The sequence below is a fragment of the Streptomyces griseobrunneus genome, from assembly GCF_046713465.1.
Classification (GTDB): Bacteria; Actinomycetota; Actinomycetes; order Streptomycetales; family Streptomycetaceae; genus Streptomyces; species Streptomyces microflavus.
In genome coordinates, this window is record NZ_CP177080.1 from 4,304,138 (window position 1) to 4,322,503 (window position 18,366).

The 18,366-nt window shown below is 71.3% G+C and carries 18 protein-coding genes; 14 read left to right on the forward strand and 4 right to left on the reverse strand.

Features of this window, described 5'->3' with window-relative positions; all coding sequences use genetic code 11:
* Window positions 1-129: 129 nt before the first annotated feature.
* Window positions 130-1,125, reverse strand: coding sequence for a helix-turn-helix transcriptional regulator (locus ACK8N7_RS19625; protein ID WP_403214421.1), 996 nt, complete (start codon window positions 1,123-1,125; stop codon window positions 130-132).
* A gap of 179 nt (window positions 1,126-1,304) precedes the next feature.
* The gene (locus tag ACK8N7_RS19630; RefSeq protein ID WP_403214423.1) at window positions 1,305-2,315 is read right to left on the reverse strand and encodes a helix-turn-helix transcriptional regulator; all 1,011 of its coding nucleotides are present in this window, start codon (window positions 2,313-2,315) and stop codon (window positions 1,305-1,307) included.
* Window positions 2,316-2,428: 113 nt separating this feature from the next.
* Here ACK8N7_RS19630 and ACK8N7_RS19635 point away from each other — a divergent pair, with 113 nt between their 5' ends.
* The gene (locus ACK8N7_RS19635; RefSeq protein ID WP_403214425.1) at window positions 2,429-2,677 is read left to right on the forward strand and encodes a hypothetical protein; all 249 of its coding nucleotides are present in this window, start codon (window positions 2,429-2,431) and stop codon (window positions 2,675-2,677) included.
* Window positions 2,674-2,994 carry a Rieske (2Fe-2S) protein gene (locus tag ACK8N7_RS19640; RefSeq protein WP_015609572.1) on the forward strand — a complete coding sequence of 107 codons (321 nt, stop codon included), beginning with the start codon at window positions 2,674-2,676 and terminating at the stop codon, window positions 2,992-2,994. The genes ACK8N7_RS19635 and ACK8N7_RS19640 overlap by 4 nt, the downstream gene beginning before the upstream one ends.
* 135 nt (window positions 2,995-3,129) lie before the next feature.
* Here the strand turns inward: ACK8N7_RS19640 and ACK8N7_RS19645 are convergent, their stop codons facing one another.
* Window positions 3,130-3,531 carry a pyridoxamine 5'-phosphate oxidase family protein gene (locus ACK8N7_RS19645; RefSeq protein ID WP_403214427.1) on the reverse strand — a complete coding sequence of 134 codons (402 nt, stop codon included), beginning with the start codon at window positions 3,529-3,531 and terminating at the stop codon, window positions 3,130-3,132.
* Window positions 3,532-3,722: 191 nt separating this feature from the next.
* On the opposite strand from ACK8N7_RS19645, the gene clpB reads away from it, so the two are divergent.
* A complete protein-coding gene (clpB, locus tag ACK8N7_RS19650; RefSeq protein ID WP_403214429.1) occupies window positions 3,723-6,308 on the forward strand; it encodes an ATP-dependent chaperone ClpB in 2,586 nt (861 codons plus the stop codon).
* A gap of 200 nt (window positions 6,309-6,508) precedes the next feature.
* Window positions 6,509-7,045: a type III secretion system chaperone family protein gene (locus ACK8N7_RS19655; RefSeq protein ID WP_015609569.1), complete on the forward strand. Its 537-nt coding sequence runs from the start codon at window positions 6,509-6,511 to the stop codon at window positions 7,043-7,045.
* A 72-nt stretch (window positions 7,046-7,117) separates the two neighbouring features.
* Here the strand turns inward: ACK8N7_RS19655 and ACK8N7_RS19660 are convergent, their stop codons facing one another.
* Window positions 7,118-8,284: a pyridoxal phosphate-dependent aminotransferase gene (locus ACK8N7_RS19660; RefSeq protein ID WP_500443456.1), complete on the reverse strand. Its 1,167-nt coding sequence runs from the start codon at window positions 8,282-8,284 to the stop codon at window positions 7,118-7,120.
* Between the two features lie 161 nt (window positions 8,285-8,445).
* On the opposite strand from ACK8N7_RS19660, the gene ACK8N7_RS19665 reads away from it, so the two are divergent.
* From ACK8N7_RS19665 to ACK8N7_RS19710, 10 genes are all read left to right on the forward strand, one after another.
* Complete coding sequence (locus tag ACK8N7_RS19665; RefSeq protein ID WP_500443458.1) at window positions 8,446-8,739, forward strand: hypothetical protein; 294 nt, start codon at window positions 8,446-8,448, stop codon at window positions 8,737-8,739.
* Between the two features lie 353 nt (window positions 8,740-9,092).
* Window positions 9,093-9,614, forward strand: a complete 522-nt coding sequence (locus ACK8N7_RS19670; RefSeq protein WP_015609566.1) for a DUF2617 family protein — start codon at window positions 9,093-9,095, stop codon at window positions 9,612-9,614.
* A 95-nt stretch (window positions 9,615-9,709) separates the two neighbouring features.
* On the forward strand, window positions 9,710-11,326 hold the full coding sequence (locus ACK8N7_RS19675; protein ID WP_500443460.1) for a polyamine aminopropyltransferase: 1,617 nt from the start codon (window positions 9,710-9,712) through the stop codon (window positions 11,324-11,326).
* 71 nt (window positions 11,327-11,397) lie between these two features.
* A complete protein-coding gene (locus ACK8N7_RS19680) occupies window positions 11,398-12,408 on the forward strand; it encodes an SRPBCC domain-containing protein (protein WP_500443462.1) in 1,011 nt (336 codons plus the stop codon).
* 20 nt (window positions 12,409-12,428) lie between these two features.
* Window positions 12,429-13,262 carry an aldose epimerase family protein gene (locus ACK8N7_RS19685; protein WP_457810832.1) on the forward strand — a complete coding sequence of 278 codons (834 nt, stop codon included), beginning with the start codon at window positions 12,429-12,431 and terminating at the stop codon, window positions 13,260-13,262.
* Window positions 13,263-13,292: 30 nt separating this feature from the next.
* Complete coding sequence (gene pyrE, locus ACK8N7_RS19690) at window positions 13,293-13,832, forward strand: orotate phosphoribosyltransferase (protein WP_031125422.1); 540 nt, start codon at window positions 13,293-13,295, stop codon at window positions 13,830-13,832.
* A gap of 151 nt (window positions 13,833-13,983) precedes the next feature.
* Window positions 13,984-15,015: a class II fructose-bisphosphate aldolase gene (fbaA, locus tag ACK8N7_RS19695; RefSeq protein ID WP_500443464.1), complete on the forward strand. Its 1,032-nt coding sequence runs from the start codon at window positions 13,984-13,986 to the stop codon at window positions 15,013-15,015.
* Window positions 15,016-15,127: 112 nt separating this feature from the next.
* Entirely contained in the window at window positions 15,128-16,282 is a 1,155-nt protein-coding gene (locus tag ACK8N7_RS19700; protein ID WP_500443466.1) for a MalY/PatB family protein, read from the forward strand.
* 103 nt (window positions 16,283-16,385) lie between these two features.
* Complete coding sequence (locus tag ACK8N7_RS19705; RefSeq protein ID WP_403195925.1) at window positions 16,386-16,700, forward strand: DUF6191 domain-containing protein; 315 nt, start codon at window positions 16,386-16,388, stop codon at window positions 16,698-16,700.
* 92 nt (window positions 16,701-16,792) lie between these two features.
* A complete protein-coding gene (locus tag ACK8N7_RS19710) occupies window positions 16,793-18,322 on the forward strand; it encodes an MFS transporter (protein ID WP_403214441.1) in 1,530 nt (509 codons plus the stop codon).
* The last annotated feature ends 44 nt before the right edge of the window (window positions 18,323-18,366 follow it).

The window sequence follows — 18,366 nt, forward strand, 5'->3', positions numbered from 1 at the left end:
CTGGGGCCTTGCATCCTCGACTTGTGCGGAGAGACGGCGTCGGCTCGGTCAGGGCCGACGTACGTGATTCTCGCAGGCGGCCGGGTCCGGGGCGGCGTGATGCCGGGCCGGACGAGGAGGCCGGGCGGCCTACGTCAGGGGTTCGTGCGGGTTGGTGCCGGTGATGCCGGACCGGGCGAGGAGGGTGCCGAGGTGGGTACGGCTGGTGGCTCCGAGGGTCTGCATGAGCTTGGCTATGTGGGAGCGGCAGGTGCGGACGCTGATGCCCATCTTGCGGGCGACGACGTCATCCACGTGGCCTTCGGCGAGGAGGCGGGCGATGCTGTGCTGGACGGCGGTGACCGGGGCGTTCGGGGCGGTCGCCTGGTGGTTCTCGGCGAGCGGGACGGCCTGGGCCCAGAGGACCTCGTAGACCTGGATCAGGTACGAGACCAGAGCGGGGTGACTGATCCGCAGTGCGGTGTTGCGGTCGGCCGAGCCGGGGATGTAGGCCACCGACCGGTCGATGATGATCAGCCGTTCGACGGTCAGCTCGGTCGTGCGTACCTGCAGGTGCTGGGCCGGGACCTGGGAGAGGTAGTCCCTGATGGAGCCGCTGTAGCGGGCCGGGTGCTGGTAGATGTGCCGGATCCTGGCTCCCCGCCGGATGGCGGTGTGGGCGTTGGCCAGACCCTCCTGGAGCTTGCCGGCAGGGCGGTTGCTGCCGGGCTGGGCCGTGAGAACCTCGTCCCTGGCGGTGGCGGTGGCCTCGTTGATGGACGCCTGGATGACGGGGACTCCCTCCAGCACACTGATGGCGAGGTTGGGGTCGTCGTGGGCCACGGCGGTCAGGGGGAACAGGGACCGGCTCAGGGCGGTCGCCATACGCAGGCGTTCGTCGATCTCCCGGGAGACGGGCTGCAGCAGGTTGGCCAGGGCGGCCGACGGGGGAACGGGACGCATCCACGTGTCGTCCCACGGGTCGGGGTGCAGCAGGGCCAGTTCAGTGAGGCATGGGGCGTCGGCGAGAGCGGCGCGTGCTATGCGTCCTGCGCGAAGGGACTTCTCGTACAGGCGGAGCGCCGGATCGCACAGCTCGCCATGGCGATGCGGTCTATGAGCTAATTTGCCTTCGCTGCTGCCCATTTGGGATCCCCCTGCTTTATGCAGTGCAACAAGTTGACGGTGGTGCCAGCGTAGTTCTGAGGGGAGTGTGGAGCTGTCGGGGGAGCCGGGAACTCCCTCGGCACGCCCCGGGCGTTGGCTGCCTTCTCCCCCGTTGCGCAGTCACGCTCGGGTTCCCGACGGGGGGATCGGTCGCGCGGTCAGGAGTCCGATTCCAGAATTCCTGACCGTGCGATCAGATAGCCGAGTTGCGCCCGGCTGGTGCTGCCGAGGGTGGCGGAGAGTTTGGCGACATGGGCGCGACAGGTGCGTACGTTCATGCCGAGGCGCCGGGCGATCGAGTCGTCCACGTGGCCTTCCACCAGCAGTTGCGCGATGGATCGCTGAACGCCGCTGATGCCCTTGGGGGGTGGGTTGTACTGAAGCTCGCCGAGGAGGGGCGAAGCGCGGCTCCAGAGCTGCTCGAAGACCTTGACGAGGTAGTCGATGAGCCCGGGGTGGCGGAGTTCCAGCGCGACTTGGTCGTCGTTGCGCGCGGGTATGAAGGCGACGGTTCGGTCGAAGACTATCAATCGCTCGATGAGCTCCTCGAGCGTGCGGATCTCCACCTTGCTCTCGGCCAGGCGGGCGGCGTAGGCGAGTGTGCCCTGGCTGTGCCGCACGGTGTGCTGGTAGAGGGTGCGCATGGCGACGCCGCGGTCGACCACCGACAGGGCGCGTTCGAGGCCCTCGCTGAGACGGTCCTCGCCGCGGTCGCCCCCGGGCTGGACGGTGAGGACCTCGGTGCGGCACTCCGCGGTGGCCAGATCGAGGGCGGCATTGATCCGGTGGCCGCCTTCCAGGACTGTGATGGCGTGGGTGGTGGGAGGATCCTGGGCACTGATGTCCATGAACGGCTCGAAGGAGTCCGCCAGCTCCACCGAGCGTCGTCTGCGTTCCTGGATCTCCCGCTCGATGGGGTGCAGGCGCTGGGCCAGAGCCGCGGACGGGGCGATGGGCCGGAGCCATGCGGTGTCGTCCGGATCCGGGTGCAGTAGCGCGAAATCCATCAGGCAGGGAGCAGGCTCGACTTCTGAGCGAGAGATTCGTCCGGATCGTAGTGCGCTGGCGTAAAGCCGCTTTCCCTCGGCACATAGGTCCGTGACGCCGTGAGGATGTGTCGGCTTTGTCTCTCTTGTGGCCATATCTACACCCCCCAGGTTCCTGAACATGCAGGAACATGATGCATCGTCCCAGTGGCGTTCCCCTACCCGGTTGAGACATCGTCGTGGATGCGGGGAAGAGGAATCCACAAGTGAGGACGAAGCCGACTATGGATAAGCGAATGCTTCGCTCGGTGCTTGCCGCCGCTTTTGTCGCGGCCCTGGGCTTTGGCGTGGCAGGCGGCGCGGTGGGCAGCTCGGCGGCACCCCGTGCCGATGAGATCAGCTGGTTCTCCGATGCCTCGGTATCCGGCGGTGAGATCAGCTGGTCCGTGGAGGCGGCCGCTGCTGATGAGATCAGCTGGCTGACCCCCAGGACGTCGGGGCCCGGCGAGATCAGCTGGACCGCTCCGGCTGACACGGTCGCATGACCACGCCGCCGGACGACCGAACCTTCCGGCGCGAGATGGCAACCGCCTATCGCTCAGGGTGGCATTTCATCGATCTGCTCACGGCACTCCCCCGCCGTGGCGACTCGTTGATGGTCACCCTGTTCGGAGAGCCGATCGTCGTCGTGATGGAAGAGGACGAAGACGTCCGCGCCTATCGCTGTCTCCGACGCCCCCGTGGCGCGCCGCAGCCCGTCCGCTGCGCCGTCAGGTACGGGATGATCTTTGTGAACCTCGATCAGCGGGACCATGAGCTGATCGCGTCAGAACCCCTTTCCGCCACCCCCCGCAGTGCCTGAGCGATTCCCCCGTCGTCACCTATCGCTCCGGCGCTTCCCCCACACAGCGGCGCCACCGTGACCTGAACACGGTGGCGCCGCTGTGCTGTTCCCGTCCGGGGGCGGCCAGGCGATTCCGGGCGCCCGGTCGGGCGGTCAGGCGTTTCCGAGCGCCCGGTCGAGGGCGATCTCGATGACGATCCGCTCCGGGTTGGGCCTCGGCGTGCGCTCGTAGCGCTCCGCGTAACGGCTCACCGCGTCCGCGACGGCCTCCGGCTCCGTGCGGATGGTCGCGCGGCCCTCCAGCGTCGCCCAGCGGGCCCGGTGCATCTGGCAGACGGCGACCCGTGCCCCCTCCGGGCCGGCGGCCAGGATGTTGGCGACCTTGCGCGTGCCCTTGCCGGTGATCACGCGTGCCACCCCGGCCTCCGGGTCGTACGTCACGCCCACCGGCACCACGTGCGGTGTGCCGTCGGGGCGGAGCGTCGTCAAGGTGCACACGTGGCGCTCGCGCCAGAACGCGAGGTACTCGGGGGTGGGGTTGCGTACGTCTGCCATGGGTGAAGCGTAGGCGGCGGGGGACGCCGGTGCGGTGGCGGGCGGGCCGGGCAGCCGGTTCACTCGGAAGGTCGGGCGGTCCGGGAGCCGCATAATGGGCGCCGGAACCAACTTGAGTGGAATAGACTCAACTTTGTGCACGTTGATTCCGTCAAGGAATGAGTTCCAGCTGCGAGGAGGAGTAAGCGCACGTGGACGCCGAGCTGACCAACAAGAGCCGGGACGCCATCAACGCGGCCAGCGACCGGGCCGTGAAGGACGGGCACCCCGATCTCACCCCCGGGCACCTGCTGCTCGCACTCCTGGCGGGCGAGGACAACGAGAACATCGTCGACCTGCTGGCCGCCGTCGAGGCCGACCAGGCCGTGGTGCGCGCCGAGACCGAGAAGCTGCTCGGGACCCTGCCCAGCGTCACCGGCTCCACCGTCGCCCCGCCGCAGCCCAACCGCGAGCTGCTGGCCGTCATCCAGGACGCGGCGCAGCGGGCGAAGGAGCTGGGCGACGAGTACCTCTCCACCGAGCACCTGCTCATCGGGATCGCCGCGAAGGGCGGACGTGCCGGTGAGATCCTCGACGGGCAAGGGGCCACGGCCAAGAAGCTGCTGGCCGCATTCGAGACGAGCAGGGGAGGGCGTCGCGTGACCACACCCGACCCGGAGGGCCAGTACAAGGCCCTGGAGAAGTTCGGCACCGACTTCACGGCCGCCGCGCGCGAGGGCAAGCTGGACCCGGTCATCGGCCGTGACCAGGAGATCCGCCGCGTCGTGCAGGTGCTGTCGCGCCGGACGAAGAACAACCCGGTGCTCATCGGTGAGCCCGGCGTCGGCAAGACCGCCGTCGTGGAAGGGCTCGCCCAGCGCATCGTCAAGGGCGATGTCCCGGAGAGCCTGAAGAACAAGCGGCTGGTCTCCCTGGACCTCGGCGCGATGGTCGCGGGCGCGAAGTACCGCGGCGAGTTCGAGGAGCGCCTGAAGACCGTCCTCTCCGAGATCAAGGAGAGCGACGGCCAGATCATCACCTTCATCGACGAGCTGCACACCGTCGTCGGCGCCGGCGCGGGCGGCGACTCCGCCATGGACGCGGGCAACATGCTCAAGCCGATGCTGGCCCGCGGCGAGCTCCGCATGGTCGGCGCGACCACGCTGGACGAGTACCGCGAGCGCATCGAGAAGGACCCCGCCCTGGAGCGCCGCTTCCAGCAGGTGCTGGTCGCCGAGCCGTCCGTCGAGGACACCATCGCGATCCTGCGCGGTCTCAAGGGCCGTTACGAGGCCCACCACAAGGTGCAGATCGCGGACTCGGCGCTGGTCGCCGCGGCCACCCTCTCCGACCGCTACATCACCTCCCGGTTCCTCCCCGACAAGGCCATCGACCTGGTGGACGAGGCCGCCTCCCGGCTCCGTATGGAGATCGACTCCTCACCCCTGGAGATCGACGAACTCCAGCGCTCCGTCGACCGGTTGCGCATGGAGGAGCTGGCCCTCAAGAACGAGTCCGACGCCGCCTCCAAGCAGCGCCTGGAGAAGCTGCGCCGCGACCTCGCCGACAAGGAGGAGGAGCTGCGCGGCCTCAACGCCCGCTGGGAGAAGGAGAAGCAGGGCCTCAACCGGGTCGGTGAGCTCAAGGAGCGCCTGGACGAACTGCGCGGCCAGGCCGAACGCGCCCAGCGCGACGGTGACTTCGACGCCGCCTCCAAGCTGCTGTACGGGGAGATCCCGGGCCTGGAGCGGGAGTTGGAGGAGGCCGCCGAGGCGGAGCAGGAAGCCTCCAAGGACACCATGGTCAAGGAGGAGGTCGGCCCGGACGACATCGCGGACGTCGTCGGCGCCTGGACCGGCATCCCGGCCGGGCGGCTGCTGGAGGGCGAGACCCAGAAGCTGCTGCGGATGGAGTCCGAGCTGGGCAAGCGGCTGATCGGGCAGAGCGAGGCCGTGCAGGCCGTCTCCGACGCCGTACGCCGTACGCGCGCCGGGATCGCCGACCCCGACCGGCCCACCGGGTCGTTCCTCTTCCTCGGGCCCACCGGCGTCGGCAAGACCGAGCTGGCCAAGGCGCTGGCGGACTTCCTCTTCGACGACGAGCGGGCCATGATCCGCATCGACATGAGCGAGTACGGCGAGAAGCACAGCGTCGCCCGCCTCGTCGGTGCCCCGCCCGGTTACGTCGGGTACGAGGAGGGCGGCCAGCTCACCGAGGCCGTCCGCCGCCGCCCGTACAGCGTCGTGCTCCTGGACGAGGTCGAGAAGGCCCACCCCGAGGTCTTCGACATCCTGCTCCAGGTCCTCGACGACGGCCGGCTCACCGACGGCCAGGGCCGCACGGTCGACTTCCGCAACACCATCCTCATCCTCACCTCCAACCTCGGCAGTCAGTTCCTGATGGACCCCCTGGTCAAGCCCGAGGTCAAGAAGGAGCAGGTGCTGGACGTGGTGCGGGCCTCCTTCAAGCCGGAGTTCATCAACCGGCTGGACGACCTGGTGGTCTTCTCGGCGCTCTCCGGCGACGAGCTCACGCACATCGCGAAGCTCCAGGTCGACCGGCTCGCGGCCCGGCTGGCCGACCGGCGGCTCACCCTCGACGTCACCCCCGAGGCACTGGCCTGGCTCGCCGAGGAGGGCAATGACCCGGCGTACGGGGCGCGCCCGCTGCGCCGCCTCATCCAGACGGCGATCGGCGACCGGCTCGCCAAGGAGATCCTCTCCGGCGAGATCACGGACGGTGACACCGTGCGGGTGGACCGGGCCGAGGACGGGCTGATCGTCGGCCCGGCCTCGTGATCGTCGGCCCGGCCTCGTAGAAGCACCGGGCCCGTCCCGTAACACCGGGGCACGGATCGTCACACACTGTGCGCATGTGCCCGCCCGGCCCCATCCCCACCGGCTCTCTGTCAGCTTGTGGCGGATAGGGACCGTGCGGGCTTGCCATGCCCCGCCCGCCATGGGAGAGGATGGCCGCAACCGCACGAAGGGAAATAACGGTGAGCATCGATCCGTCCTCGATTCCTAATTTCGGGGGCCAGCCCGAACCGCAGGCGGCAGGACCGGAGGGCCCCGTCGTCCCTGACCAGGACCTCGTCAAGCAGCTCCTCGACCAGATGGAGCTCAAGTACGTCGTCGACGACGAGGGCGACCTCGCCGCGCCGTGGGAAGAGTTCCGGACGTACTTCATGTTCCGGGGCGAGGACGAGCAGCAGGTCTTCTCGGTCCGTACGTTCTACGACCGCCCCCACGCGCTCGACCTGCGTCCCGTCCTCCTGGACGCCATCGACGACTGGAACCGCCGCACCCTGTGGCCCAAGGTCTACACCCACGCCCACGAGGGCGAGGAGGGCGAGGCGGGCTCCGTCCGGCTGATCGGTGAGGCGCAGATGCTCATCGGCACCGGCGTCAGCCTGGAGCACTTCGTCTCCTCGACGGTGAGCTGGGTGCGCGCCTCGATCGAGTTCGACAAGTGGCTCATCGAGCGCCTGGGTCTCGCGCCGGCCGAGGAGAAGACGGACCCCGAGGGCGCCTAGCCCCTCGACCCATCCACGGGAACGGCCCGGGCAGCGGTCACCACGAGACCGCCACCCGGGCCGTCTCCGTGCTCACCCCAGCCGGCGAAGCCGCTCCACGGCCTCCTCCAGCACGTCCTCGCGCTTGCAGAAGGTGAAGCGGACCTGGCTGCGGCCCGCCTCCGGGTCGTCGTAGAAGACCGAGTTCGGTACGGCGGCGACGCCGCAGCGTTCCGGGAGGGCCCGGCAGAAGGCGTAGGCGTCCTCCTCGCCGAACGGGGAGATGTCGGTGGTGACGAAGTACGTCCCCTCCGGTTCGTAGACCCGGAAGCCCGCGCTCCGCAAGCCCTCCGCGAGCAGGTCGCGCCGGCGGCGCATGGACTCCCGGAACCCCGTGAAGAACGTGTCGGGCAGCCGCAGCGCCTCCGCGATCGCGTACTGGAACGGGCCCCCGCTCACGAACGTCAGATACTGCTTCGCCGAGCGCACCGCGGTCACCAGGGCCGCGTCGCCCGTCACCCAGCCGATCTTCCAGCCGGTGTACGAGAACGTCTTCCCGGCCGACGAGATGGAGACCGTGCGCTCGCGCATCCCGGGCAGGGCCGCGATCGGGTGGTGGGAGCCCTCGAAGACGAGGTGTTCGTACACCTCGTCGGTGACGACCAGCAGATCGTGCTCCACCACCAGGGCCGCGATCCCGCTCAGCTCCTCGGGGGTGAGGACCGCGCCGGTCGGGTTGTGCGGCGAGTTGAGCAGCAGCAGGCGGGTGCGGGGGGTGATCAGGGCGCGCAGTTCGTCGAGGTCCGGGCGGAAGGAGGGGGCGCGGAGGGTGAGGGGGACGCGGACGCCGTCCGCCATGGCGATGCACGCGGCGTACGAGTCGTAGTACGGCTCGAACGCGATGACCTCGTCGCCCGGCTCCACCAGGGCGAGCAGGGAGGCGGCGATCGCCTCGGTCGCTCCGGCGGTGACCAGGACCTCGGTGTCGGGGGACCAGTCCAGTCCGTAGAACCGCTTCTGGTGGTCGGCGACGGCGGTGCGCAGCTCCGGGACGCCGGGCCCCGGCGGGTACTGGTTGCCGTGCCCGGCCCGCAGCGCCCGGACCGCCGCCTCCCTGATCTCCTCGGGGCCGTCGGTGTCGGGGAAGCCCTGGCCGAGGTTGATCGAGCCGGTCCGCGCGGCCAGCGCGGACATCTCGGCGAAGATCGTCGTGCCGAACCCGGCGAGGCGGCGGTTGAGCAACGGTCGTCCCTGTGTCATGGGCGCCATCCTGTGCCCAAGCTCTGGAGTTGCTCAAGTCTGCTTTCGTTCGCGTGGGACGGGGGGATCCCCCTGTCACGAAGCAAGACCGAGAAACACGGAGAGATCCGGGAAGCGACGGGGGAACCGCGCTTCGGGGGAGAGAAAGGCGGGTGAGGGGCATGGGTGTCTTCATCACGGTGCTGATCGCTGTGGGTGTCCTGGTGGGTCTGGTGGTGTTCCTGGTGCGGGTGAGCAGCGTCGGGAGCGGTTCGTCCCGGCCGGGGGCCAAGCGCCGGTCCTCCGCGACCGCGGGCGGGGGCGGCGACGGCGGTGGTGGCGGTGGCGGCTGGTGGATCGGCGACAGCGGCTCGTCCGGCGGTGACTCCGGTGGTCACTCCGGCGGCCACTCGTGCGGAGGCGGATCCTCCTCCTCCTGCGGCGGTGGCGGCGGGTGCGGCGGCGGGGGCAGCTGAGCCGGTCGCAACCGCCACGGCGGAGAAGGAAGCCGGCCGGTGACCAACGTCGTCACCGACAGTGACTCGGGCACAGGGCGCCCGGAGGGTGAACTCCCTTCGGGCGCCCTGTCGTTGAGCCACGCAGGCGAAAATGGTTGAACAGTTGAACCGGGCAGCCCCCGAGGGGATGGAAACCGCGTCAAGTTGGGTAAAAACGCTGCGAGTGCCGCGTACTTCGTGATTCCCTCGTTGAAGAGAACATTCAGCCCTCGGACCCCAGTTGGACCAGATCGGGCGCTCCCCTCCTCCCACGCGCATGCCCAGGGGACGTCCGCTGTCCATGTGTCCATGTGTGTTTGCGGAGCCGACCCATGCTCACCACCCTCCAGACGGCCTATTCCGATACCCGCGCCGCCGACCTGGCCTGGACCCTGGGCCGGGAGCCGCTTCCGGCCCTCGCCGTCCTCGACCTCCAGCTCGGTGGCGCCGAACTCCAGTTGAGGCTGCTCGGCGCCTCCCATCAGGTCCTCCTCCAGGAGGACCGCGGGGTCTGCTCCGAGACCGTTGCCTGCATGCCGGGCAGCAGCACCCCCCTTCCCCTCGGCGTCGCGAAGCGGCTCGGGGACTGGGAGTACGAATTCGCGGCGCGCGTCGAGACCCTGACCCAGGGGCAGTTCGCCGGCCGGGCGCAGGAGCTGCTCGCGCTCGTGAGCGACCACCCGCACGGCCTCGCGGGCACCTTTCCCGGCTCCCCGTACGCGTTCACCGCGATGCTCGCCCAGCGCATCGAGGGCCAGGTGCGGTGGCGCACCTGGCACGCGTACCCGCAGGAAGGGCAGTTGGTGGTCACCCGGACCCGGGTGGGGGTGCGTATCCCGGCGCCCGCGCTCTGAGGGATGCGGCCAGGGGGCCGGGTGTCCCACGGCCGCTCCACTTGCACCCTTGTGGGTGACAAGCGGCGACCGGACAGTGACGTAGCGTTCGCAGCATGATCGACCAGCAGGTGTCGCTGCGAGGGGGCGCGGCGCGGCTTCCCGTACGGCCGAGGACCGGCCGGTTCCTCGTGCTGGCCGCCGTCTTCGTCTGCGCGGCCTGCGGCCTGGTGTACGAGCTGGAACTGGTCGCGCTCGCCTCCTACTTGATCGGTGACTCGGTCACCCAGGCCTCCGTCGTGCTCTCCTTGATGGTCTTCGCGATGGGCATCGGCTCTCTCCTCGCGAAACGTTTACGCTGTCACGCCGCCGTGGGTTTCGGCCTGATCGAGGCGGCCCTCGCACTGATCGGCGGCTCCTCGGCGCTCGTGCTGTACGCGTCGTTCGCCTGGCTCGGTGAGTCGCGCCATGCCCTGGTCGGGTTCTCGCTGGCGATCGGGGTGCTGATCGGCGCGGAGATCCCCCTGCTGATGACCCTGATCCAGCGCGTCGACCGGCAGGACGCGGGCGGGGCGGTGGCGGACCTCTTCGCCGCCGACTACGTGGGCGCGCTCGTCGGCGGGCTGGCCTTCCCCTTCCTGCTGCTGCCGATGCTGGGGCAGCTCACCGGCGCGCTGTTCACCGGCGCGGTCAACGCGGCGGCCGGCGGGGCGCTGGTCCTGTGGGTGTTCCGGCGCGACCTCACCTCCCGCTCGCGCTGGCTCCTGGTCGTGGCCAACCTCTCGGTGATCGCCGTCCTGGCCACCGCCACGTTCCTGGTGGACGACTTCGAGCGGGCGGCGCGGCGGGCGGTCTACGGGGACCAGGTGCGGGTCGCCGTGCAGACCGGGGTGCAGGAGGTCGTCCTGACCGGCACCGACCGCGACTCCCTCGGCCTCTACCTGGACGGCCGGCTGCGGGTCAGCGCCCGCGACGAGCACCGCTACCACGAGGCGCTGGTCCACCCCGCGATGAACGGGCCCCGCGCCCGGGTCCTCGTCCTGGGCGGCGGCGACGGGCTCGCCGCCCGCGAGGTCCTCCGCTACCGGGACGTCCGCTCGGTCACCGTCGTAGAGATCGACCCCGCCGTCACCCGGCTGGCCCGCACCGACCCCGCCCTCTCCGGGCTCAACGGCCACGCCTACCGCGATCCGCGCCTCACCGCCGTCGGCGCGGACGCGTTCACCTGGCTGCGGGCCGACCGCCACCGCTACGACGTGGTGATCTCCGACCTGCCGGACCCGGGGGTCACGGCCAGTACGAAGCTGTACTCCGCCGAGTTCTACGGGCTGATCGCCGAGGCACTGGTGCCGCGGGGACGGCTCGTGGTGCACGCGGGTCCGCCGGAGGCCCGGCCCCGGACCTTCTGGACCGTGGAGGCCTCGGTACGGGCCGGAGGCCTCGCGACCCGCCCGTACCGCATCCCGGGCCGCCCCTCCGGTTTCACCGCGAGCCCCGACCGGCTCGGCGGCGGTGGCGGTGGCGGTGGCGGTGGCGGGGGCCCGGAGGGCTGGGGCTTCGTCCTGGCGGGGGCGCGGGCGGTGGGGCAGCCGGGGCTGGGCGCCGGGGCGCCCGTGCTGCGCTCGCTGGGGGAGTCGGAGCTGCGCGACGGGGCCCGGGCGGCGGACCGGCTGCGGCTGCCGGGGCAGGTGCCGTCCACGTTGATCCACCCGCGCTACTGGGAGGAGGCGTGAGGGGGCGGGCGTGCGGGCCGGGCGTGGGGAAGCCCTGACGTGCGGGCCGGGGACGATTAGGCTCGGTCGGTATGGAGCATCAGGTGTTCGTTCCGGTCCCGGTCCCGGCCCTGCGGCACACGCTGGGCGATCCCGTGCGGGTCGCCCGCTGCGTACCGGGGATCCAGCAGGACGCCGACGCGTCGGCGTCACCCCTGGCGGGCCGGTTGAAGTTCCGGGCCGGCGGCCACACCATCACGTACCGGGGCGAGCTGAAGCTCTCCGGCCCGGAGGGTGCGGAGGGCGCTGAGCGGTTCTCGGTCACCGGGGAGGGCGTGGAGGCCCGCGGGACCGGTGCGGTGAAGCTGGCCATGACCATCGGCCTCACGGAGACGGACGGCGGGACGACCCTCGCCTACAGCGGTACGGCGAGCGGCGACGGCCGGCTGGCGGAGCTGGAGGAGGGCGCCGCGCTCGCGGCGGCCCAACGGCTCCTGGACCGCTTCACCCAGCAACTGGTGACGGAGACGCTGGCCGCGCAGGAGGCGGACGCGACGGCCGGGGAGGGTGTGGAGGCGGACCCGACGGCCGGGGGAGGCGCGGAGGACGTCTCGGCCGAGGGGCTTGAGGGGGATGTCGAGGAGGCGTCCGGCGACACTCCGGGCGGGGAGCCGGTGAGCGACGAGCCCGTGGGTGACGAGCCGTCCGGGAAGGGGGCTTCTGCCGATGCAGGCGCCGCCGCCGACTCCGCCGAACGTACCGACCCCACCGACCCCACCGAACCTGCCGACCCTGCCGAGCCCGCCGAATCCGCGTCCGTGTTCGACTCGCCCGTGCCGCCGCCCGCGCTCGACCCCGTCGCCGGAGTGGAGTTCACCGTCCCGGACGAGCCGCCCGCCGAGGCCGCGCACGCCCGCCGCACCATGATCGGCCGCAGCGCGGAGGAGGTCGACCACGCGCCGCCGCGCGGCCGGTACGCCCCCGTGCCCTCGCCGGACGCGGGCGGAGCGGGCAACACCCTGCGCTGGGTCGCCCCGGCGGCCGCCCTCGCCCTCGCCTCCGCCGTGGTGCTGGGCCGGGCGTTGCGGCGCCGCAGGCCGTGAGCCGCCAGTAGGGTCGTCGGGTGAGCAGTAGCGAAGAGAGCGTCCGCGGTGGCGAAGAGCGCGCCCGGAACGAAGTGAGCGTCAGGCTGACCGCCGGGGACGCCGAGTTGACCGTCGACCCCGCCCACGGCTGCCGGATCAGCAGCCTGCGGATCGGCTCCACCGAACTGCTGCGCCAGGGCGAGCGGTACGGCTGCTTCCCGATGGTGCCCTGGTGCGGGCGTACCGGGTACGGGCAGTTCCGCAACGGCGACGCGTCCCACCAACTGCCCCTGAACTCCCCGCCGCACGCGATCCACGGCACCGGCCGGGACACCGCCTGGCGGACCGCCCGCGCGGACAAGGCGCAGGCCGCCTTCTACTACGACCTCGCCGAGCCCTGGCCGTACGAGGGCCGGGTGACCCAGACCTTCGAGCTGACCGAGGACGCGCTGACGCTCGGCCTCGCCGTCGAGACGTACGGCAACTCCTTCCCGGCCCAGGCGGGCTGGCACCCCTGGTTCCACCGCAGCCTCGGGGGCCGGGACGCCGAGCTCTCCTTCGACGCCGCCTGGCAGGAGGAGCGCGGCGAGGACCACCTGCCGACCGGCCGCCGCATCGACCCCGTACCCGGACCGTGGGACGACTGCTTCGGGATGCCCGACGGCGTCGATGTGAAGCTCACCTGGCCGGAGCAGCTGGAGCTGACGGTGAAGAGCCGCAGCGAGTGGGTCGTGATCTACGACGAGCAGGCCGAGGCGGTCTGTGTGGAGCCGCAGTCCGGGCCGCCGAACGGGCTCAACACCGCGCCCCGGCTGGTCACCCCGATCGATCCGCTGGAGATCACGACGACCTGGAGCTGGGCGCGGCTCTGAGGTGGGGTGGCACCGCTTACCCTCGTGGACATGACTGACGTACGCGCTGACCTGCTCCAGCAGATCAAGGACAAGGCCGTGGTGCACGGCAAGGTGACGCTCTCCTCGGGGCTGGAAGCCGACTGGTACATCGACCTGCGCCGGATCACGCTGGACGGCAAGGCCGCGCCGCTGGTCGGCCAGGCCATGCTGGACGCCACCGCCGAGCTGGACTACGACTGCGTCGGCGGTCTGACCCTGGGCGCCGACCCGGTCGCCACCTCGATGCTGCACGCCTCCGCCGCGCGCGGTGAGAGCCTGGACGCGTTCGTCGTCCGCAAGGCGCAGAAGGCGCACGGGATGCAGCGCCGGATCGAGGGCACCGACGTGAAGGGCCGCCGCTGCCTGGTGGTCGAGGACACCTCGACCACCGGTGGTTCCCCGCTGACCGCCGTCGAGGCCGTACGGGAGGCGGGTGGCGAGGTCGTCGCCGTCGCCGTGATCGTCGAGCGGGGTGCCGCACCGGCCATCGCCGAGGCCGGTCTGCCGTACGTCCAGGTCTACTCGGTGGCCGACCTCGGCCTCGCCTGAGCCATGTCGGACGGGGCGGACCGTTTCACGTGAAACAGGGTCCGCCGAGTGGAGCCGGATGAGGAGTCTGGGAAGATGGGGGCGACGATGACGTCGCCCCCAGGTCAGGGACTCAAAGCCTGCACACCCGCACATCCCAAGGAGCGGTCAGATGCCCATCGCAACCCCCGAGGCTTACGCCGAGATGCTCGACCGGGCAAAGGCGGGCAAGTTCGCCTACCCGGCCATCAATGTCACCTCGACGCAGACCCTGCACGCGGCCCTGCGCGGCTTCGCGGAGGCCGAGAGCGACGGCATCGTCCAGATCTCCACGGGCGGTGCGGAGTTCCTGGGCGGCCAGTACAACAAGGACATGGTGACGGGCGCGGTCGCCCTGGCCGAGTTCGCGCACATCGTCGCGGCCAAGTACGACGTCACCGTCGCGCTGCACACGGACCACTGCCCCAAGGACAAGCTGGACGGTTACGTACGTCCGCTGCTCGACGTCTCCGCCGAGCGCGTCGCCAAGGGTCTGAACCCGCTGTTCCAGTCCCACATGTGGGATGGCTCGGCCGAGACCCTCGCCGACAACCTGGCCATCGGCCAGGAGCTGCTGGCCAAGGCCGCCGCCGCCAAGATCATCCTTGAGGTCGAGATCACCCCGACCGGCGGTGAGGAGGACGGCGTCACGCACGAGATCAACGACGAGCTGTACACGACCGTCGATGACGCGCTGCGTACCGCCGAGGCGCTCGGCCTGGGCGAGAAGGGCCGCTACCTGCTGGCCGCCTCCTTCGGCAACGTCCACGGCGTCTACAAGCCGGGCAACGTCGTGCTCCGCCCCGAGCTGCTGAAGGACCTTCAGTCGGGCGTCTCCGCCAAGTACGGCACGCCGGCCGGCAGCCAGCCGTTCGACTTCGTCTTCCACGGCGGTTCGGGCTCCACCGCCGAGGAGATCGCCACCGCGCTGGAGAACGGCGTCGTGAAGATGAACCTCGACACCGACACCCAGTACGCCTTCACCCGCCCGGTCGCGGACCACATGTTCCGCAACTACGACGGTGTCCTGAAGGTCGACGGCGAGGTCGGCAACAAGAAGACCTACGACCCGCGCACCTGGGGCAAGGCCGCCGAGGCCGGCATGGCCGTGCGCGTCACCGAGGCGTGCGCGAACCTGCGCTCCACGGGTACCAAGCTGAAGTAACCACGCGTCGGGGCTGAAGCAGCCACGCGTACGTACGGATGTACGGCTTCGGGCCCGGTCCTCCTTCCAGGGGGCCGGGCCCGTTGCTGTGCCGAGAGAAGGAGGGCCTGTCGTGGCCGCGCTCTATGACTTCGACACCGTCGTCGACCGCCGGGGCACCTGGTGCGTCCAGTGGGACGGGGTCGCGGACCGGTTCGGGGTCGACGGGCTCCTCCCGTTCACCATCTCCGACATGGACTTCGCCACCGCCCCCGAGGTGCTCGCCGCGCTGCGGGCCCGGCTGGACCACGGCGTCTTCGGCTACACCACCTGGCAGCAGGACGACTTCCGCTCGGCCATCGCGCACTGGTACGCCACCCGGTACGGCACCGAGATCGACACCGGGCAGCTCGTGTACGGCCCGTCCGTCCTCAGCCAGCTCTCCCAGCTCCTCCAGATGTGGACGGAGCCGGGGGACGGGGTCGTCGTCCACACCCCCACGTACGACGGTTTCCGCAAGGCGATCACCGGGCTCGGGCGGGAGCTGCGCGGGGTGCCGGTGGGGGACGAGGAGGCGCTGGAGCGGGAGCTGTCCCGGGCGGACGCGAAGGTCCTGGTGCTCTGCTCGCCCCACAATCCGACCGGCCGGGTCTGGACGGCCGGCGAGCTGACCCGGATGGCGGAGCTGTCGGAGAGGTACGGGGTGGCTGTCGTCAGCGACGAGATCCATGCGGACTTCGTGCATGAGGGGTACGTCCATGTGCCGTGGACGCGGGTGGCGGGGGCCGGTCGCTGGGCGCTCATCTCGTCCGGGTCGAAGTCCTTCAACTTTCCGGCGCTGACCGGTGCGTACGGGCTGATCGGGGATCCGGCGGACCGGGCGGAGTATCTGCGGCGGATGGAGACGGCGGAGGGGCTGGCGTCCCCGGCGGTGCTGTCGCTGACCGCGCACATCGCGGCGTACCGGGAGGGCGGGCCGTGGCTGGACGCGGTGCGGGGGTATGTGGCGGGGAATCTGGCGTACGTCGCGGAGAGGCTGGCCGCGGCCCTTCCCGAGCTGGGGTGGGAGCCGCCGCAGGCCGGGTACCTGGCGTGGATCGACCTGCGGGCGGCGGGGGTCGACGACGCGGCGTTGCAGCGGGCGCTGGTGGAGCGGGAGGGGGTGGCGGTCATGGGGGGTGCGGTCTATGGGGCGCCGGGGTTTGTTCGGCTGAACGTGGGGTGTCCTCGGGCGAAGGTGGTGCTGGGGGTGGAGGCGCTGGTGCGGGCGGTGGAGGCCGTGCGGTAGGCGGTGGTTTCGGGGGCTCTGCCCCCGGGCCCCCGCTCCTCAATCGCCGGAGGGGCTTGATAAGCCGCCGGAGGGGCTTGAAGGGCAGGGGCACACTGGTGGTATGCCGCTTCTTGTGTTCATGACTCTGCCTGGGCTGGTCATCCTGCTCACCGCCCTGGCCTTCGTCGATCAGCTGATGCTGCGGGCGGGGCGGGCCGGTCTGTTGCCCTGGCGGAACAGTGCGCGACAGGGGCAGATATCGGCGACCGGGTTCGAGCAGCTGCACGCGACCTTCTCCCCCGGCAAGCAGAGCGAGCTCAAGGAGCGGCAGTCGGCCCTGCTGCTGCGGGACGACGAGGAGGACGGGGCGCCGCCGAACCGGACCCTCGTCGACCTGGAGGGCGGGACGGCCGTGGTGCGTCTGCCCCGGGCCTGACGGGTCGGGCGACGGATCGGGCTTGGCGGGTCGGGCCTGACCGAGTTGGTCCGTCGAGTGCGGGAAAGGGCGAACAGGGGGAAGCTGACCCCATGGCTGCTGCCCCCGCGCCCGGGGAGATCCGGGTCGCCTCGCCCGTCGGGCGCTGGGTCGTTCTGACCACCGTGCTCGGCTCCGGCATGGCGATGCTCGACTCGACCGTCATCAACGTCGCCCTGCCCCGCATCGGCGAGGACCTCGACACCGACCTGGCCGCGCTCCAGTGGACCGTCAACGCGTACATGCTCACGCTCGCCGGGCTGATCCTGCTGGGCGGGGCGCTCGGGGACCGGTACGGGCGGCGGCGGGTGTTCGTGGTGGGGATCGTTTGGTTCGCGCTGGCCTCGCTGCTCTGCGGGATCGCGCCGAACGCGGGGGTGCTCATCGCTGCCCGGGCCCTGCAAGGCGTCGGCGGGGCGCTGCTCACGCCGGGGTCCCTGGCGCTCATCCAGGCCAGTTTCCATCCCGACGACCGGGCGCGGGCCGTGGGGCTCTGGTCCGGGTTCGGCGGGGTCGGGGCGGCCGTGGGGCCGTTCGTGGGCGGATGGCTCGTCGACGGGCCCGGGTGGCGGTGGGTGTTCCTGCTGAACCTGCCGCTCGCCGCCATCTGCGTACCCGTCGCCCTCCGCCACGTACCGGAGTCGCGGGATCCGGCGGCGCACGGCCGGTTCGACGTGCTGGGGGCCGCGCTCGGGGCGCTCGCGCTGGCCGGGGTGACGTACGCGCTGATCGAGGCGCCGGGGCGGGGCGCCTCGCCGCTCGTGATCGGGGCGGCCGTCGGCGGGGTGCTCCTCGGGGTGGCGTTCGTGCTGGTGGAGCAGCGGCGGGCGGACCCCATGCTGCCGCCGTCGATCTTCCGCTCCCGGCTGTTCACCTCGGTCAACCTGGTGACGTTCTGCGTCTACGCGGCCCTCGGCGGCTTCTTCTTCCTCTCCGCGATCCAGCTCCAGGTGGTGGCCGGGTACTCGGCGCTGGGGGCCGGTACCGCGCTGCTGCCCACCACCATTCTGATGCTGCTGTTCTCGGCCTGGTCGGGGGAGCTGGGGCGGCGGATCGGGCCGCGCATCCCGCTCACGGTGGGGCCGCTGCTGGCCGCCGCCGGGATGCTCCTGATGCTGCGGGTGGGGCGGGGCAGCGCGTCCTTCGGCGGGTACGTGAGTGAGGTGCTGCCCGCCGTCGCGGTGCTGGGCGCCGGGCTCGTCGTGGTCGTGGCCCCGCTCACCGCGACGGTCCTGGCCGCCGTGGACACCGGGCGGGCCGGGCTCGCCAGCGGGATCAACAACGCGGCCGCACGGGCCGCCGGGCTGATCGCGGTGGCCGCGCTGCCGCTGCTCGCCGGGATGGGCCCGGAGGCGTACCGGGACGCGGGTGAGTTCGCCGCGACCTTCCGGCGGGCGATGCCGATGTGCGCCGGGATGCTGGTGCTGGGCGCGGTCATCGCCTGGTGGACCGTCCGCACCCCGGCGGCCGCCGTCGAGCGGGAACGGGCCGGGGAGCGGCCCGAGTGCACCGTGCACTGCGGGATCGTGGCCCCGCCGCTGGAGCCCGAGCGTGCCCGGGAAGGCGAGCGGCCGGCCCGGTGAGGTGGGCGGTGCGGCCCCACCCGCGCCCCGGTGCAGGCACACTT

What these genes read in the sequence shown, in the direction of transcription:
- ACK8N7_RS19625 (WP_403214421.1), bottom strand. Translation starts at nt 1,125, where the DNA reads ATGGGCAGCAGCGAAGGCAAATTAGCTCATAGACCGCATCGCCATGGC.
- ACK8N7_RS19630 (WP_403214423.1), bottom strand. Translation starts at nt 2,315, where the DNA reads ATGTTCAGGAACCTGGGGGGTGTAGATATGGCCACAAGAGAGACAAAG.
- ACK8N7_RS19635 (WP_403214425.1), top strand. Translation starts at nt 2,429, where the DNA reads ATGCTTCGCTCGGTGCTTGCCGCCGCTTTTGTCGCGGCCCTGGGCTTT.
- ACK8N7_RS19640 (WP_015609572.1), top strand. Translation starts at nt 2,674, where the DNA reads ATGACCACGCCGCCGGACGACCGAACCTTCCGGCGCGAGATGGCAACC.
- ACK8N7_RS19645 (WP_403214427.1), bottom strand. Translation starts at nt 3,531, where the DNA reads ATGGCAGACGTACGCAACCCCACCCCCGAGTACCTCGCGTTCTGGCGC.
- ACK8N7_RS19660 (WP_500443456.1), bottom strand. Translation starts at nt 8,284, where the DNA reads ATGACACAGGGACGACCGTTGCTCAACCGCCGCCTCGCCGGGTTCGGC.
- ACK8N7_RS19665 (WP_500443458.1), top strand. Translation starts at nt 8,446, where the DNA reads ATGGGTGTCTTCATCACGGTGCTGATCGCTGTGGGTGTCCTGGTGGGT.
- ACK8N7_RS19670 (WP_015609566.1), top strand. Translation starts at nt 9,093, where the DNA reads ATGCTCACCACCCTCCAGACGGCCTATTCCGATACCCGCGCCGCCGAC.
- ACK8N7_RS19675 (WP_500443460.1), top strand. Translation starts at nt 9,710, where the DNA reads ATGATCGACCAGCAGGTGTCGCTGCGAGGGGGCGCGGCGCGGCTTCCC.
- ACK8N7_RS19680 (WP_500443462.1), top strand. Translation starts at nt 11,398, where the DNA reads ATGGAGCATCAGGTGTTCGTTCCGGTCCCGGTCCCGGCCCTGCGGCAC.
- pyrE (WP_031125422.1), top strand. Translation starts at nt 13,293, where the DNA reads ATGACTGACGTACGCGCTGACCTGCTCCAGCAGATCAAGGACAAGGCC.
- fbaA (WP_500443464.1), top strand. Translation starts at nt 13,984, where the DNA reads ATGCCCATCGCAACCCCCGAGGCTTACGCCGAGATGCTCGACCGGGCA.
- ACK8N7_RS19705 (WP_403195925.1), top strand. Translation starts at nt 16,386, where the DNA reads ATGCCGCTTCTTGTGTTCATGACTCTGCCTGGGCTGGTCATCCTGCTC.
- ACK8N7_RS19710 (WP_403214441.1), top strand. Translation starts at nt 16,793, where the DNA reads ATGGCTGCTGCCCCCGCGCCCGGGGAGATCCGGGTCGCCTCGCCCGTC.